The organism is Candidatus Pelagibacter sp. PS_11, assembly GCF_059417975.1.
This window is the reverse complement of sequence record NZ_CM182075.1, coordinates 49,699-64,859: the sequence shown is the minus strand read 5'-3', so window position 1 is coordinate 64,859 and position 15,161 is coordinate 49,699. Positions and strand designations below refer to the sequence as shown.

16 protein-coding genes and 1 tRNA gene are annotated in these 15,161 nt (G+C 27.3%); 8 read left to right on the top strand and 9 right to left on the bottom strand.

The window, feature by feature from the left end:
- Nucleotides 1–6 precede the first annotated feature (6 nt).
- Entirely contained in the window at nucleotides 7–486 is a 480-nt protein-coding gene (locus AC5SLT_RS00300; protein ID WP_006997444.1) for an SET domain-containing protein, read from the top strand.
- Here AC5SLT_RS00300 and truA read toward each other — a convergent pair.
- From truA to AC5SLT_RS00280, 4 genes are read right to left on the bottom strand one after another with little or no spacing between them, the layout of a single operon-like run.
- A complete protein-coding gene (gene truA, locus AC5SLT_RS00295) occupies nucleotides 476–1,216 on the bottom strand; it encodes a tRNA pseudouridine(38-40) synthase TruA (RefSeq protein ID WP_271615766.1) in 741 nt (246 codons plus the stop codon). The two genes, AC5SLT_RS00300 and truA, sit on opposite strands and share 11 nt — an antisense overlap.
- On the bottom strand, nucleotides 1,209–2,141 hold the full coding sequence (fmt, locus tag AC5SLT_RS00290; protein WP_494591960.1) for a methionyl-tRNA formyltransferase: 933 nt from the start codon (nucleotides 2,139–2,141) through the stop codon (nucleotides 1,209–1,211). The genes truA and fmt overlap by 8 nt, the downstream gene beginning before the upstream one ends.
- Entirely contained in the window at nucleotides 2,142–2,660 is a 519-nt protein-coding gene (gene def / locus AC5SLT_RS00285) for a peptide deformylase (protein WP_020169025.1), read from the bottom strand. It abuts the gene before it with no gap.
- A gap of 26 nt (nucleotides 2,661–2,686) precedes the next feature.
- Nucleotides 2,687–4,447 carry a hypothetical protein gene (locus tag AC5SLT_RS00280; protein WP_494591958.1) on the bottom strand — a complete coding sequence of 587 codons (1,761 nt, stop codon included), beginning with the start codon at nucleotides 4,445–4,447 and terminating at the stop codon, nucleotides 2,687–2,689.
- 209 nt (nucleotides 4,448–4,656) lie between these two features.
- On the opposite strand from AC5SLT_RS00280, the gene AC5SLT_RS00275 reads away from it, so the two are divergent.
- On the top strand, nucleotides 4,657–5,169 hold the full coding sequence (locus tag AC5SLT_RS00275; RefSeq protein WP_494591956.1) for a shikimate kinase: 513 nt from the start codon (nucleotides 4,657–4,659) through the stop codon (nucleotides 5,167–5,169).
- Complete coding sequence (gene aroB / locus AC5SLT_RS00270) at nucleotides 5,156–6,262, top strand: 3-dehydroquinate synthase (RefSeq protein WP_494591954.1); 1,107 nt, start codon at nucleotides 5,156–5,158, stop codon at nucleotides 6,260–6,262. The genes AC5SLT_RS00275 and aroB overlap by 14 nt, the downstream gene beginning before the upstream one ends.
- Here aroB and AC5SLT_RS00265 read toward each other — a convergent pair.
- The gene (locus tag AC5SLT_RS00265; protein ID WP_271480451.1) at nucleotides 6,251–6,511 is read right to left on the bottom strand and encodes a BolA/IbaG family iron-sulfur metabolism protein; all 261 of its coding nucleotides are present in this window, start codon (nucleotides 6,509–6,511) and stop codon (nucleotides 6,251–6,253) included. The two genes, aroB and AC5SLT_RS00265, sit on opposite strands and share 12 nt — an antisense overlap.
- 25 nt (nucleotides 6,512–6,536) lie before the next feature.
- Between AC5SLT_RS00265 and AC5SLT_RS00260 the strand changes: the two genes are divergently transcribed.
- The 3 genes from AC5SLT_RS00260 to AC5SLT_RS00250 are packed head-to-tail and all read left to right on the top strand — an operon-like array spanning nucleotide 6,537 to nucleotide 9,837.
- Complete coding sequence (locus AC5SLT_RS00260; RefSeq protein WP_006997453.1) at nucleotides 6,537–7,064, top strand: J domain-containing protein; 528 nt, start codon at nucleotides 6,537–6,539, stop codon at nucleotides 7,062–7,064.
- The gene (cobS, locus tag AC5SLT_RS00255) at nucleotides 7,054–8,028 is read left to right on the top strand and encodes a cobaltochelatase subunit CobS (RefSeq protein ID WP_271741897.1); all 975 of its coding nucleotides are present in this window, start codon (nucleotides 7,054–7,056) and stop codon (nucleotides 8,026–8,028) included. Before AC5SLT_RS00260 ends, cobS begins: the two co-directional genes overlap by 11 nt.
- A complete protein-coding gene (locus tag AC5SLT_RS00250; RefSeq protein ID WP_494591953.1) occupies nucleotides 8,029–9,837 on the top strand; it encodes a cobaltochelatase CobT-related protein in 1,809 nt (602 codons plus the stop codon). It begins immediately after the preceding gene.
- Here AC5SLT_RS00250 and AC5SLT_RS00245 read toward each other — a convergent pair.
- The 3 genes from AC5SLT_RS00245 to AC5SLT_RS00235 form a co-directional block, all read right to left on the bottom strand.
- The gene (locus AC5SLT_RS00245; RefSeq protein WP_494591951.1) at nucleotides 9,834–11,114 is read right to left on the bottom strand and encodes an ActS/PrrB/RegB family redox-sensitive histidine kinase; all 1,281 of its coding nucleotides are present in this window, start codon (nucleotides 11,112–11,114) and stop codon (nucleotides 9,834–9,836) included. The two genes, AC5SLT_RS00250 and AC5SLT_RS00245, sit on opposite strands and share 4 nt — an antisense overlap.
- Before the next feature lie 2 nt (nucleotides 11,115–11,116).
- A complete protein-coding gene (locus tag AC5SLT_RS00240) occupies nucleotides 11,117–13,174 on the bottom strand; it encodes a DNA gyrase subunit B (RefSeq protein ID WP_494591949.1) in 2,058 nt (685 codons plus the stop codon).
- Between the two features lie 120 nt (nucleotides 13,175–13,294).
- Nucleotides 13,295–13,384 (bottom strand) — tRNA-Ser (locus AC5SLT_RS00235).
- Nucleotides 13,385–13,456: 72 nt separating this feature from the next.
- Here AC5SLT_RS00235 and AC5SLT_RS00230 point away from each other — a divergent pair.
- Nucleotides 13,457–14,203: a hypothetical protein gene (locus tag AC5SLT_RS00230; protein ID WP_494591947.1), complete on the top strand. Its 747-nt coding sequence runs from the start codon at nucleotides 13,457–13,459 to the stop codon at nucleotides 14,201–14,203.
- A gap of 2 nt (nucleotides 14,204–14,205) precedes the next feature.
- Nucleotides 14,206–14,334 (top strand): hypothetical protein, encoded by a 129-nt coding sequence (locus AC5SLT_RS00225; protein ID WP_494591946.1) that lies wholly within the window; start codon nucleotides 14,206–14,208, stop codon nucleotides 14,332–14,334.
- Between the two features lies 1 nt (nucleotide 14,335).
- Here the strand turns inward: AC5SLT_RS00225 and AC5SLT_RS00220 are convergent, their stop codons facing one another.
- Nucleotides 14,336–15,142, bottom strand: coding sequence for a DUF4422 domain-containing protein (locus AC5SLT_RS00220; protein WP_494591944.1), 807 nt, complete (start codon nucleotides 15,140–15,142; stop codon nucleotides 14,336–14,338).
- Nucleotides 15,143–15,161: the final 19 nt, after the last annotated feature.

The window sequence follows — 15,161 nt, the reverse complement described above, 5'->3', positions numbered from 1 at the left end:
CTCACAATGAAACTTTACAAAATTAAAAAATCTGACATCGATAAAAAAGGTCGTGGCCTATATGCTGCAAAAGATATCAAAAAAGGTACTAGAATTATTGATTATGTGGGTAAAATTATCACTAAGAAACAAACAGAAGAATCACAAAAGTTTGATAATGCAAAGCCCATATATTTATTTAATTTGAATAAAAAATATGACTTGGATGGAGATGTTTCTTGGAACACAGCACGTTTAATAAATCACTCATGTTCTAATAATTGCGATTATAACGGGACAGGTTTAAAGTTATGGGTGGTTGCTATAAAAGATATTAAAAAAGGTGAAGAAATTACAGCCGATTATGGTTTTGGTTATGATGAAGATTACAAACAATTTCCATGCAAATGTAAGTCAAAAAATTGTTGTGGTTATATTGTTAGAGCAGAATCTAGATGGAGAATTAATAAAAAATTTAGTATTGGCCGACAAAAAACTAGTAAATAACTTTTTCTAAGAATAATCCCTCAGCAGGTGCTGGTGGTGCACAAAGAATTCTTTTTTTTGATTTAATAACAAATTCAAATTTTTTTAAATCCCATTTATTTTCAGCTAAGTATTTTAAACTACCTACCATTGATCGTACTTGCTGTTGTAAGAATGATTGTGATTTAAATTGTATTTCAATTCTTCCATCTTTTGATTTAATCTTAACAGATTTCATAGTTTTAATTGGACTTTTTGCATTACAGCTTGATGCTCTAAAAGTAGAAAAATCTTTAGTACCTAAAAGTTTTTTTGCCCCTTTTTTCATTAACTCAATATCTAATTTTTTGATTATGTGCCAACCTCTTTCTTTTTCAAGAGAAGGCTTACTTAATCTATTAAAAATTATATATTTATAAATTCTTTGTTTGGCAGAATGTCGTGCATGAAATTTTAGACTTCTTTTTTTAATTGCTAAAACAGAAATACCTTTATCATTTATAAAATGATTAATTGATTTTAATAACTTATCTAAATTTTGAATTTCTTTTTTGCAATCAAAATGAGCTGACTGCTCTATTGCATGAACGCCTGCGTCTGTTCTTCCAGATCCTATCAAAACCACTTTTTCTTTTAAAAATTTTGATAACTTGACTTGTATTTCTTTTTGAATTGATTTTCCTTTAGATTGTATTTGCCAACCAACAAAATTAGTTCCTATATATTCTATTAAGACTTGATATCTAAACATTTGTTATTCTTGAGCCTTTTGTAATTTGAGAACCAAGAACAAATTCATTAATATTTTGGGGCTTTTTTCCTTGTCTTTGAATTTCAAGAATTTTGATAGATTTTTGGTTACCGCAGCTAATTTCTAAATCTCTGGACATTACTTCACCTATCTCACCACTTTTATTTCCTAATTCTGCTTTTAAAATTTTGTATCTTTCATCTTTAAAAATAAAAAAGGCCCCAGGGCTTGGGTATAATCCGTTTATTTTTCCAATAATGCTTTCTGCATTATCATTCCACTTAATTTCACCCTCTAATTTTTCAATTTTAGAAGCATAGGTTGCGTTTGTCTCATCTTGTTCTTTAAATGTTAATTTATCTTCAAATATATTTTCTACATTTTCTATGATTTTTTCTGAAGCTAAAATTGAAAGTTTAGTTGATATTGTTTCTGCATTATCACTATTTTTAATTTTTATTCTATAACTATTGCCAACTGGACCAGTATCAAGTTTTTCTCCTATTTTCATAATACTAATTCCTGTTTCTTTCTCTAAATTCATAATAGACCTTTGAATGGGTGCAGCACCTCTCCACTTTGGCAGAAGGGAAGCGTGAATATTTATAAAACCTTTTTTGGCAAGATTTAAATATTCTTTGGGTATTATTTGACCATAGGCCACAACAATTACCAAATCTAAATCTAGTTGTTTTAAATATTCATATTCTTCTTTATTTGCTTTTAATGTGTCTGGTGTTCTACAATCCATATTATAATCTTCTGCTACAATTTGTATTGGCGACTTATTTATTTTTTGACCTCTTTGAGATTTTTTTGGTGGCTGTGTATACGCAGCAGATATTATATAATTTTTTTCATATAAAGATTTTAAAATTGGTACAGCAAAAAATGGTGTACCCATGAAGACAATTTTCCTTGTCATTTAAACGATTATTCTATTCGACTTAATCTTAGAGAGTTTTTTAATTATCATAGATTTTTTTAATTTAGATAAATAGTCTATAAATAAAACTCCTTCTAAGTGATCCATTTCATGTTGAATACAAGTTGCCAATAATCCATCTGCTTTTAATAATTGTTTTTTCCCATTGTAATCTAAATATTCAACTTCACATTCATTTGGTCTTTCTATTTCAGCAAACTGATCAGGAACTGACAAACAACCCTCTTCATATTTTGACGTTATATCATTTTTATTTTTGATTACTGGATTAACAAAATATCTTGGCTCCTTTTTGTCTTCATCTCTACTTATATCCATTACTATAATTCTTTTTGGTACCCCTATTTGAATTGCTGCAAGACCTATTCCCGGTGCTGCATACATAGTATCCAACATATCATCCATAAGTCTTCTTTCTTCATCACCAACATTTTCAACTGGTTTAGAAATCTGCCTTAATAGTTTATTTGGTTCTGTTAAAATTGGTTTAACTGACATTATGGTTGATTATTTTAGTATAAATTTTAAACTTTTAAAGGAAGAACTTTAAAGAGTATTTTATTTCTTAGTGGATCCGCATTTAGCTGATTAAGTGTGCTTATAATAAAGTATAATGTATCTTCATCAATAGCATTTAAGCTGTCCTGCCCTATAACCTCAACAATTCTAAGCAATGCAGCAGCCATATCACCACTGTTAACAAATATTTGAATATCAGAAGGTATTTCTGAATCGTTTATTTGGTATAAATCATCATACTTATCTAAAATCTTGACACCATCGGACTTAAAGGTCTCAACTAAAATTACATCTTTTTTAGAAAAAAAATATTTTTTATCTTTTTTTATCTTTTTTAAGAAATCATTTATATCTTTTGTGGGATCATTTTTAGATTTTTCTAATTTTAAATAATTTATTAATTTTGATTGATGTAAAATTTTATTATTTATTTTAATATTTGCTTGTTCTGTCTCCTCATTACCTAAATTATTTTGATAAAACGCTGTAAAATTTGAAGGCACCTTGTTCTCTTCTATATTTTTTAAAAAATTTTTTAATTCTATATTAAATGCATTTTCAATACCGTCATTCTTGAAAGAATTTTTGAGGGCGTTCATTAACTGTAACTTATTCTCAATTTCAGTAGTAATTAAAATTCCTTGATAAATTAGCGCTCTTGTCTCTATTCTTGAGAGTACTTTTGTTGATTCTTTAATATTTAATAATTGATTAATACTAAATTGAAATCTCTTATAAAGTTCAAATAATTCTTTTTCTGCATAATTTCCCTCATGTGTTGCTTTTTCAATATTCGTAATTTTCTCTATATCTGTAAGCTCAATATCACTGATATCATCTAATAGATTTGAAGTTGATAGATATTTCCATATTTGCCTGGATGTAGTATTTTTTGGTTCAAATTTAAATTCTGGGTTTGTTCTGTGAGATAAATGGAAATCTAAAATTGTTTTTTCTGAAACTTCTGTTGCTGGTTCTGTATTATACCCCATTAAATAATCAATTTTTTTATTAAAAAACTTATCTACAATGCCTAATTCTAATTGAAGATCGATAAGCAATTGAGCTTCATCTCTTTTATTATTATTAATTAAGCAATAAATGTTGAATTTAGATAAATATAAATCTTGTATCGGTTCATTAATTTTAGAAAAAATTTCACAAGCTTTTTTAACATCTGATTGAGACAAATAATGATCTACTAAATGTTTGGTAAGTTTTGGATGCTCATTAATAATCTCATTATTTAATAAATATTTTTCAATCAAGTCAAAGTTTGAGCGTTTAATAAGCCACTTTGATTTAATTTCTAAAAACTGTTCTTTTGAAATATTCATTTCTGGATAATGTGCATTTGTTAACAATAAAACATCCAAAATCTCTGCAGCGTCTCTTGAAAGTTCCAATTTATCTATTCTTTTAAAGATATTTAAAATTTGATCTCCATTAGAATTAGACCACATATTAATATCCAAACCATTTTCTGCAGGATCATAAATTCCAATTAATTTTTTTTCTTTTGAAATTAAAGTTTGTGTTTCTTCTATACTTAATTCCCCTTCTGTTTGGGATTGCATTTCATAAATACTATTCTGTGGAATATTTTTTTCCGCTTCATCTTCGGTTAAGATTATGTTTTCTTTAGATTTTTTTTCTCCTACTTCCCAGATATCCACTGGTTCTTGTGAGTTGGTTGCAAAACCAAAAAATAAGGAAAATAATATAATTAAAAAATAGTTCTTACTTAACAATTTTAAATTTTTCATTAGGGATGATTTTTTCAATCTCTTTATTTGGAGATGGAAATTCAATATTACCAAGTAGTACTATGGCTCCAATAAAAATAATTAACACAAATACTATTTTGATTAATAAACTTTTACCACTCCGATTACTTGTGTTTTTTGAAAATTGCATATATTCTTTAGTAATTTCAAATTAAGACATATTTGTGTTTTTTCAATAAAGAAAGCTTATGAATTCAAATAAAAACCTCGTTTTTTTAGGTATGATGGGGTCAGGCAAATCTTCTATTGGGGCTATGGTTTCCAAAAAATTGAATATTCCATTCATTGATATAGACAATTTAATTGAAGAACATGCTGGTATGACCATCTCAGAAATATTTAAATTAAATGGCGAGGCATACTTTAGAAATTTAGAAGAAAAAATAACTATTAAGTCTTTAAAACATAAAAAAGTTGTTGTTTCTTTAGGTGGGGGCAGTTTTATTAATGACAAGATAAGAAAAGATATTTTAAAAAATCATTTTTCTTTTTGGCTCGATTGGGATGATTTAATTTTAATTAAAAGAATTAAAGGTAGTAAAAAAAGACCCTTAGCCTCAAATTCAACGGATCTTGAAATTAAAGCCATTATTAATAAAAGAAAGAAAGTATATTCAAAAGCTAATTTTAAAATAAACTGTAATAAATTAACAAAAAGTGAAATAGTTAAAACAATAATAAAAACATATGAGCTTAATTAAATTAAAAATTAACACCAACAGTCAACAATATTCAATTATTATTGGAAATAATATTTTAAAAAAAATAAATAAATTTTTGAAAGAAAATTCTATTGATTTTAATCAATGTCTTCTAGTAATTGACAAAAATATTCCAAAAAATTTAGTAAAAGATACTTTAAAATCTTTACCAAAAGGATCTGTTTCAATTCATTATTTTAATGCGAGTGAAAAAAATAAAAATCTAAAAAGTGTCAATGAAATCACATCAATTCTTTTAAAAAAAAGTTTTAATAGAAATGATTGTTTAATTTCTATTGGTGGTGGTATTACTGGTGATGTATCAGGCTTTGCAGCAAGCACTTTTAAGCGAGGTTTAAAGTTTGTAAATATACCAACTACACTACTTTCACAGGTCGACTCATCAATCGGAGGCAAAACAGGTGTAAATACCAAATATGGTAAAAACTTAATTGGCTCATTTTATCAACCTAGTCTAGTTATATCAGATACTAACTTTTTATACTCTTTACCAAAAAGAGAAGTTGTATGTGGCTATGGTGAAATTTTAAAACACTCACTTATTAATGGAAAAAAATTTTTTTACTTTTTAAATAAAAATGGAGAAAAAATTCTCCAATTAAAAAGTCCCTTTATACAAACAGCTATTCATCAAAGCTGCTTGATTAAAAAAAAAGTAGTTGAAGCTGACGAGAAAGAATTAGGTATAAGAAAAATACTAAATTTTGGACATACCTTTGCTCATGCCTTTGAAGCAACACTGCGCTATTCAGCAAAGTTAAATCATGGTGAAGCAGTTATCCTCGGTGTTAAAACTGCTGCTAGATTTAGTTTATTAAATAAAATTTTAAATAAAAAAGAATTCGAATTAATTGATGGTCACTTAAATGACCTAAATCTTCCAAGAGATATTAATAAATTCTTTTCAATAAAAAATTTAAATACAATTTTATCTTTTATGAAAAAAGATAAAAAAAATAATACAAAAAAAATTAGTCTAGTTTTGCTTAAAAGAATAGGTTCTCCAGTTTACAAATTACAGTTTAACGAAAAAACTATTAATCTCTTTTTAAAAAAAGAATTAACTAAGTAGTATTTGGATAGAATGTATGTGTTCTTTCAGCTCATACTCTAAAATATTATAGATTTTCTTGGTTGATTCTATCTTATTTAATTTTTTAAGCTCTTCAGATTTAATAATTAATTTTAGATGGAACATTCCTTCTTGATTTCCTTTATGATTTTTATGTAAAAAACTTTTATCTTCGATTTTAAGATCTTGTATAATAATTTTTGCTTCAAGTTTATTTTTAACAATTTCAATTAATTCGTTTATATTCATAAATAATAATTTATTACTATACAGCATGAAAAATATTTGTGATTGGAATAATTGCTTTGATACTGGTGAATATAAGGCACCAATTGAAAAAGATAATAGCAAACGCTACAGATTGCTTTGCTTAGCTCATGTTAAAGAATTTAATAAAAATTGGAATTATTTTAAAGGAATGGATGATGAGCAGGTATTTGATTTTTTAAAGTCTGACATGACCTGGCATAAACCCACTCAAAGTTTTAGCTCTTCAGATAATTTTTTTAAAGTTCTGTGGAACAATACGTTAAAAGATGAGTTTGATAAAACCAAACTTAGAGGTGAATATAACCACATGAATCAATTCAAATTTGATGCTAATGATATTAAAGCTTTTAGTATTTTAGGTGTTTCAGTTGGCCAAAAATGGGAACAAATACAAGATCAGTTCAAAACTCTTGTCAAAAAATTTCACCCTGATATTAATTTGGGAAATAAAGAATACGAAGAAAAACTTAAATTAATTACTTTAGCTTATACTCAGCTAAAAAATACTTATAAGGAAAAAATTGACACCTAATTTAAACATACAGCCAGACATTAAAATGTCTTTAAAGCAAAGCTTTGGAATTGATTCAGATATGGAAGTTGACGCTTTCTCTAAAAGAAGTGAATACGTTCCCGAAATAGATAAAAATTATAAGTTTGATAGAGATACTACCCTTGCTATCTTATCAGGTTTTGCTTTTAATAAACGTGTCTTGGTTCAAGGTTATCATGGTACAGGAAAGTCTACTCACATTGAACAAATCGCAGCTAGATTAAACTGGCCTTGTATTAGAGTGAATTTAGACAGTCATGTAAGTAGAATTGATCTTATTGGAAAAGATGCAATTGTTGTAAAAGATGGAAAACAGATTACTGAGTTTAAAGAAGGTATTTTACCTTGGTCCATTCAAAACCCTGTTGCACTTGTTTTTGATGAGTATGATGCAGGAAGACCAGACGTGATGTTTGTTATTCAAAGGGTGTTGGAAGCCGAAGGTAATTTCACTCTTTTAGATAAAAATAAAGTTATAAAACAAAATAAATTTTTTAGATTATTTGCGACTTCAAATACAGTTGGTCTAGGGGATACAACAGGATTGTACCATGGTACTCAACAAATTAACCAAGGGCAGATGGATAGATGGAATATTGTAACATCTTTAAACTATCTTAGTCTTGATAGAGAAATGGAAATCGTTCTTGCTAAAAATAAAAATTTAAACAATCCAAAAGGTAAAGAAAAAGTCTCTAACATGATTAAAGTTGCATCTTTAACTAGAAAGGGCTTTATAGCTGGAGATATATCAACTGTAATGAGTCCAAGGACGGTACTTCATTGGGCTGAAAATGCTGAAATTTTCAAAGACACAGGTTATGCTTTTAGGGTCACTTTTTTGAATAAGTGTGACGATATAGAAAAAAATATAATAGCTGAATATTATCAGAGATGTTTTGGAGAAGAATTACCAGAGTCGATGGTTAATATTCAGATCTAAATGAGCTCAAAAGAAAACAATTTTAAAGAGCAATTTAAACAAGCATTAATTTCTACAGCTAAAGTAATTTCTGAAGATTATAAATTAGATGTTAAAAAATTAGATAAAGATTTAAGTAATAAAAAAAGTGATTTTTTTGATGTAACCAATTTATCAAATAAAAACGATTTTGTTAAACTAAGAGCAGAAACTGACTCTGGAGCCTTAAAGAAAAAATTTTCAAATAAAGAAATATTTAATAAAAACCTACCTAATAATCCTTCTTGTAAATCTTTATATAATATTGCTGAAAAAATCAGGTATGAACTTCTTGGAGGCAAAATGCTTAAAGGAGTTGGAAAAAATTTAAGTGAAAATTATAACCAAAAAATACTTTCTAATCGTAAAGAACAATTAAAAAATAAAGAAGATGTTCCTGTGAATGAAGCTTTTGAATTATATATGTTAAACAAATTCTTTAAATTAGAGCTCAATGATGTGTCTACAAAAATGTTAGATTTTTGGAAGAAAGAATTTGACGAATCTATTGATAAGCATTTTGATTTTTTAAGTAAAAATTTGGAAGATCAAAATAATTATAGTTTAAAATTTTCAGAAATTTTAGAGAATATGGATGTCTTTGCTTCAAATAATGAAGAAAATAATGAAGAAAACGATGAACAAGAAAATGAGCAAGATAATAAATCAGAGAACGATAATGACGGCCAGTCTGATGACAAAGAGGAAGAAAATAATCAAGATGATAGCCAGACTAGTTTAGATGCTGGCTTTGATCTAAGCGACCAGCAGATGGAAGAGCAATTAGAAGATTCAGATTCTTTAAAAGAGAGTGCAGAAAGTGTTTTACAAAAAACAAATATTGATAATATTGATCAAGATTATAAAGTATTCACCACAGAATTTGATGAAATTGCAAAAGCTGAAATATTAGAAGATATAAAAGAAACACAAAAATTAAGAAAAAATTTAGACCAACAACTTGTCGGGTTTCAAGATTTAATTACTAAGCTTGCTAACAAACTACAAAGGCAGCTCCTTGCAAAACAAAATAGAGCTTGGGAGTTTGACTTAGAAGAAGGTTTATTAGATAGCTCAAAATTAACTAGAATAATTATGGATCCTTATAATTCTTTATCTTTTATGAAAGAAAAAGATCTTGATTTTAAGGACACAATCGTAACCTTGTTAATAGACAATTCTGGTTCCATGAGAGGTCGGCCAATAACAATTGCTGCACTTTGTGCAGATATATTATCTAGAACCTTAGAAAGATGCTCTGTAAAAGTAGAGGTTTTAGGCTTTACAACAAAAAATTGGAAAGGTGGTAAAAGCAGAGAAGCTTGGACTAAAAATGATAAGCCAAAAAACCCTGGAAGATTAAATGATTTAAGACATATAATTTATAAAGGTGCAGACACTCAGTGGAGGCAGGCGAAAAACAATATAGGCTTAATGCTTAAAGAAGGATTATTAAAAGAAAATATTGATGGGGAAGCTATTTCGTGGGCCTATAATAGAATTAAAAAAAGAAAAGAAGAACGGAAAATACTGATGGTTATTTCAGATGGTGCCCCAGTTGACGACTCAACTTTATCAGTTAATTCAGGAGATTTTTTAGAAAAACATTTAAAAAAAATGGTTAAATTTATAGAAACTAAGAGTGACGTTGAAATTTTAGCTATCGGTATTGGGCATGATGTTTCTAGATATTACAATAAAGCTATTAAAATAACAGATGTGCATGAACTTGGAGATGTTATGGTTTCACAATTGAGTGGCTTATTTGAAAATAAAAAAAAACTACATTAAAGTTTTAAAAGATCTTCATTTTTCCATTTAATACTTACTTCAGCCCCACTTCTTGTTTGGGAATTTCTGCATAAAATATTTGCATAATTTTTTTCAAGTAAAGTTTTGCCTATAAAAATTCCAAGACCTAATCCAGATTTAGATTTTATTGAAGACTTAAAAGATTTAATATAAGGCTCTCCAATTTTACTCAAAACATCTTTTGGGTATCCCTCTCCATCATCTTCAATCATAACTTCTGTGAAATCACTATCACTTTTTATATTAATAAAAATCTTATTTTCAGAAAACTTATTTGCATTACCGATAAAATTTCTTAGTCCATAAACAATTTCTATTGATTTAGTTATATTTAGTGGATTTGAATTTTGATCATAATTTACAATAAAATCTTTTTTACTTACTTCTTGGAATGACTTGACTATTTCACTTACGTATTCTGCCATTGTTAAATCACGATCAATAAAATTATCTTCGATTATTGGGTTTAATGTTAATTTTTTTAAAATTTCACTACATCTCTCTAATTGACTGGATAATAACTCAATATCTTTTTTAACATCTTCATTATCTTTAAATCGCTCCAATAAATCAGTGGAGATAATCTTCATTGTTGAAAACGGTGTACCTAATGAATGTGCAGCGGCAGCAGCCTGTCCTCCTAATGATAATAGCTCATGTTCTTTTGACATGATTTCTTCCATTTTATTTAGTGCCTCTTTTCTTATTCTAGATTCTGATCCAAAGGTTAAAGCAAAATAATTTAAAAAAATTAAAGCAATAATTAATGCGATTGGAATTGAATAGTAATAATAGCTGTCTACGTGAAAATGTTCTTTAATTGGATAGGGCAAAGGTTGATTAAAAAAAGTAAGAAAAATAATCACTAAAACTGTGAAGCTAACTAACAATAAATTGCTCCTAAAACCTAAATTAGATGATGAAAATATAGCCGGAATAATCAAAAAAATTGAAAAAGGATTTATAATTCCACCTGTTAAATAAATCAAACAACTCAGTTGTAAAATATCAATAGATAAAAAAAGAAATGCTATTTTATCTGATAGTTGTGTGTTTTTATTAATATAGATTAAATAAAGATTACTTAGCGCTCCAATCAAAATTATCAAATTTTCTAAAATTAGATTAAATCTAAAATCAAAAACAAAATAAATAATATTAACTGTTATAAGTTGGCCAATAATAGCAATCCATCTTAGATTGATATAGGTTGATTTTTTTAATGAAAAATATTTAGAAGTTTCGAAAAACTTCATTATTAGATATCTAGATTTTGAACATTAATTGCATTTGAAACAATAAAATCTTTTCTTAATGCAACATCATTACCCATTAATGTGTGTATTAAATCTTGATCTTTTTTTATATCTTTTGAGTATTGTACTTGTAATAAATTTCTTGTTTCAGGGTCCAATGTGGTATTCCATAGCTCTTCTGGGTTCATTTCTCCTAATCCCTTAAACCTTTGAATGCTCATTCTAGATTTTTCATCTTCATAAGCTTTAGTGAATTCTTTTGTTCCTTTTTTAATTTTTTGTAATTCTTTATTATTCTTTAAAATATAATCTTCTAACTCTTTTTCATCTTTTATATAAATGCCTTTTGTGCCCTTATTGATCTTGAATAAAGGTGGCTGTGCAAGATAAACGTGTCCATTTTCAATTAGTTTATTAAATGGTTTATTGTTAAAGAATGTAAGTAACAACGCTCGTATATGAGAACCATCAACATCAGCATCAGTCATGATGATAATTTTTCCATATCTTAAGTCTTTCAAATCAATATCTTCAACTTTTGGATCAAGGCCAAGTGCATTAATTAAAGTCACAACCTCATTAGATGACATCATTTTTGATAAAGATTTTGTTCTATGTTCGCTACCATCTCTATTGCTATTTTTTTTAAAAAAAATCTCTTCCACATAGGTATTAAGAATTTTACCTCTAAGTGGTAAAACAGCTTGATTTGACCTATTCCTTCCTTGTTTAGCAGAACCACCCGCAGAATCTCCCTCAACAATAAACAATTCTGTTCCTTCTTGTTTGCCTATTTGACAATCTGCTAATTTTCCAGGTAACCCACTTAATTCTAAAGCACCTTTACGTCTAACATTTTCTCTAGCTTTTCTAGCAACGTCTCTTGCTAGAGCTGCCTGCATTACTTTAGCTAAAATAATCTTAGATAAAGTTGGGTTTTGATCAAACCATATTGAAAGTTTTTCACTAACAATACTTTCTACAATCATTCTAACTTCTGATGAAACAAGCTTATCTTTTGTTTGAGAAGAAAATTTAGGATCAGGTATCTTTGCTGAAATTACACAAGTAAGACCCTCTTTTATATCGTCTCCTGAAATAGTTAATTTATTTTTTTTTAATAAATTATGCTCTGTAGCGTATTTATTGATAACTCTAGTAAGGGCACTCCTAAATCCTAATAAATGGGTACCACCATCCTTTTGATAAATGTTATTTGTATATGGATAGATGTCTTCTCCGTAACTTGCATTCCACTTTAAAGAACATTCAATTTCAATATTGTCTTTTTTTCCTTCAATATAAATAGGCTTCTTAAATAAATCATTACCGGTTTTATTTACAAGTTTTTCTCTTTTTTCGTCTAAAAAATCAACAAATTCTAAAACTCCTCCATCAAACTTAAATTCAATTATTTTTTCTTTTTTTTGATTTAAATCGTTAACAGTTATTTTTATTCCCTTATTCAAGAATGCAAGTTCACGCATTCTTTTAATAATTATACTTGGAGTAAATTTAATTGAAGAAAATATTTCTTTTGATGGTAAAAAAGTTATTTGTGTTCCAGTTTCTTTTGATTTTCCTATAACTTTAAGAGGTGCTTTTGAGGCTCCATCTTTAAATTCTATAAAATATCTATTTCCATCTCTATCGATTTCTAATTTTAATTTTTCTGATAATGCATTTACAACCGAAACTCCAACACCATGTAAACCACCCGATACTTTGTAGGAATCATGATCAAATTTTCCTCCAGCATGAAGCTGAGTCATAATAACTTCTGCCGCAGACATTTTTTCACCTTTATGCATATCAACAGGTATTCCTCTACCATCATCTCTAACTGTAATTGTTCCGTCAGAGTTTATTTTAACATCTATATTTTTACAGTGTCCTGCTAAAGCTTCATCTATTGAGTTATCAACAACCTCATAGACCATATGATGCAAACCTGTTCCATCATCGGTATCACCAATATACATTCCAGGTCTTTTTCTAACAGCTTCAAGACCTTTTAAAACTTTGATGGAGTCTGCTTGATATGTTGAGTTGTTTTTCATTTTTTTTGTATTGGAAATTTAATTAATTATAGCATTTTTATAAAAAAAAGAGGGAAATTTATTATATTAATACACACAATATTGCTTAATAAACCTTGATTTTAAATGTCTTCTCTATTCTGGCGGAGAGACAGGGATTCGAACCCTGGGTACCTTTAACAGTACACACACTTTCCAAGCGTGCGCTTTAAACCACTCAGCCATCTCTCCATATAAAAATATATATTATATTTAATTATATATTTCTATTTCTTATCTTTTAAGGTTAATTTATTAATATTTATGAAAAGTTTTGATTTTAGTATTATTTTAACATGCACGGTAAATCCTATTCAAATGCCTAACCTTGTGAGAAGTAACCCAGAAATAAGATTTCAAGACTATAAAAAATCCTTTAACTTTTGGGTTAACAATGCATTTGTTAATAAAATAATACTTATTGAAAATTCAAATTTTGATTTAAGTTATTTTAATGAAGTTGCAGAAGATATAAAGAACAAAGAGATTGAGATTATTTCTTCTAACTCAAATAATGAATATGATAAATCTCTAGGCAAGGGGTATGGGCAATATCTTTGCCTGAAAGAAATATTTGATCAATCACAAATTGCAAAAACTACCAAGTACTTTATAGATATAACAGGAAGACATTGCGTAAAAAATTTTAAAGCAATAATCAAAGATATTATAAAAAATGAGTCAGACATATATGTAAATATTACTGATAACCTAAAATTTGCGGATGCTAATATTTATGGGGGTACTAAAAATTTTTTTATAAATTACTTATTACCAGAAACAAAAAAAACTAATGACTCACAAAATAAAATTTTTGAAAATTGTGTGGCAAGTGCTACATTAAAAGCAGTATCGGATGGAATGAGTTTATCCAAAACACCAATTTATGCAGATATAGAGGGTTTTATTGGTACCAATGGAAAGAAATATAAACAAAGTATAATAAAAAAAATAAAATTATTTTTTTTTAGAAAACTTAAAATTTATTTTTTTAATCACAAAAAATATTAGAAATGAATAAAGTTGAAATTATAAAACTAAAATCTTTTACTAAAAAGAGTGGAAAATTAGTGCCACTAAATTTTGATAGTAAATTTCCTATAAAAGTAAAAAAAATTATCAATATATTAAATAGAATTTAATTTAATTTTGAGTTGTATCAAAAAATTTCCAAGGCCAATGTATTGTTTTAGTATATTTGTTAAACCAAAAAGATAAGTAACGTTCAGCTAAATATGCATATAATCTTTGTGTATCATATCCCTGCAAGTTTTTAAATCCAAATTCTTTTTCACATCTTAAAAGCCAAGGGAATAAGGCCTCAAACCATGTATTAACTATATTAGGCTTTGCTATAAACATTATGTGAGGGTTGTATGAAATAGATTCATTACAATAATCAAAAAAGTCTTTTCTATCTTCCTTATTTAACAGATTAATTGCTTTATTTAGGTTGCCATACCCATGATGCATATCAAAATGAAAAGTTAATGATTGTTTTTTTTTATTAAAGAAAATTGAGGGATCTTTTATAATAGACTTAAAGCCTCTTTTTATCATTTTCATCTTTTTTACATTATTTACATATATTGGTTCACAAATTACTGAGTCAAAACCGTCCCACTCGTCTGGAACAGATTGTAACACTTGATTTGAAAAAGAATTTTTTTCTATTTCATTATTTATAGAATTTTTATTAATCCAAAATCTTCTTTTTTGACAAAACCCAATCCAATTGTCTTCCTGTATATCTATAATATTTTTCCAATACCAATATTGGAAAGTCAGCTCTGAGTAATACTTTTCTTTAGAGAAAATGTTATCTTTTGAATTGCATAAAATATAATTTTTAGGAGGATTTTCATGTCCTACCCAACCTATATTATAATTAGTACTATCTAAAAAATTTATAACCTTATTGGTTACACAATACATTTTTAAATTTTTCATATAAATTTTTTTAGTAAAT

Excerpts from the sequence above, each read along its gene's own strand:
- AC5SLT_RS00300 (WP_006997444.1), top strand. The coding sequence starts at position 7 with ATGAAACTTTACAAAATTAAAAAATCTGACATCGATAAAAAAGGTCGT.
- truA (WP_271615766.1), bottom strand. The coding sequence starts at position 1,216 with ATGTTTAGATATCAAGTCTTAATAGAATATATAGGAACTAATTTTGTT.
- fmt (WP_494591960.1), bottom strand. The coding sequence starts at position 2,141 with ATGACAAGGAAAATTGTCTTCATGGGTACACCATTTTTTGCTGTACCA.
- def (WP_020169025.1), bottom strand. The coding sequence starts at position 2,660 with ATGTCAGTTAAACCAATTTTAACAGAACCAAATAAACTATTAAGGCAG.
- AC5SLT_RS00280 (WP_494591958.1), bottom strand. The coding sequence starts at position 4,447 with ATGAAAAATTTAAAATTGTTAAGTAAGAACTATTTTTTAATTATATTA.
- AC5SLT_RS00275 (WP_494591956.1), top strand. The coding sequence starts at position 4,657 with ATGAATTCAAATAAAAACCTCGTTTTTTTAGGTATGATGGGGTCAGGC.
- aroB (WP_494591954.1), top strand. The coding sequence starts at position 5,156 with ATGAGCTTAATTAAATTAAAAATTAACACCAACAGTCAACAATATTCA.
- AC5SLT_RS00265 (WP_271480451.1), bottom strand. The coding sequence starts at position 6,511 with ATGAATATAAACGAATTAATTGAAATTGTTAAAAATAAACTTGAAGCA.
- AC5SLT_RS00260 (WP_006997453.1), top strand. The coding sequence starts at position 6,537 with ATGAAAAATATTTGTGATTGGAATAATTGCTTTGATACTGGTGAATAT.
- AC5SLT_RS00250 (WP_494591953.1), top strand. The coding sequence starts at position 8,029 with ATGAGCTCAAAAGAAAACAATTTTAAAGAGCAATTTAAACAAGCATTA.
- AC5SLT_RS00245 (WP_494591951.1), bottom strand. The coding sequence starts at position 11,114 with ATGAAGTTTTTCGAAACTTCTAAATATTTTTCATTAAAAAAATCAACC.
- AC5SLT_RS00240 (WP_494591949.1), bottom strand. The coding sequence starts at position 13,174 with ATGAAAAACAACTCAACATATCAAGCAGACTCCATCAAAGTTTTAAAA.
- AC5SLT_RS00230 (WP_494591947.1), top strand. The coding sequence starts at position 13,457 with ATGAAAAGTTTTGATTTTAGTATTATTTTAACATGCACGGTAAATCCT.
- AC5SLT_RS00225 (WP_494591946.1), top strand. The coding sequence starts at position 14,206 with ATGAATAAAGTTGAAATTATAAAACTAAAATCTTTTACTAAAAAGAGT.
- AC5SLT_RS00220 (WP_494591944.1), bottom strand. The coding sequence starts at position 15,142 with ATGAAAAATTTAAAAATGTATTGTGTAACCAATAAGGTTATAAATTTT.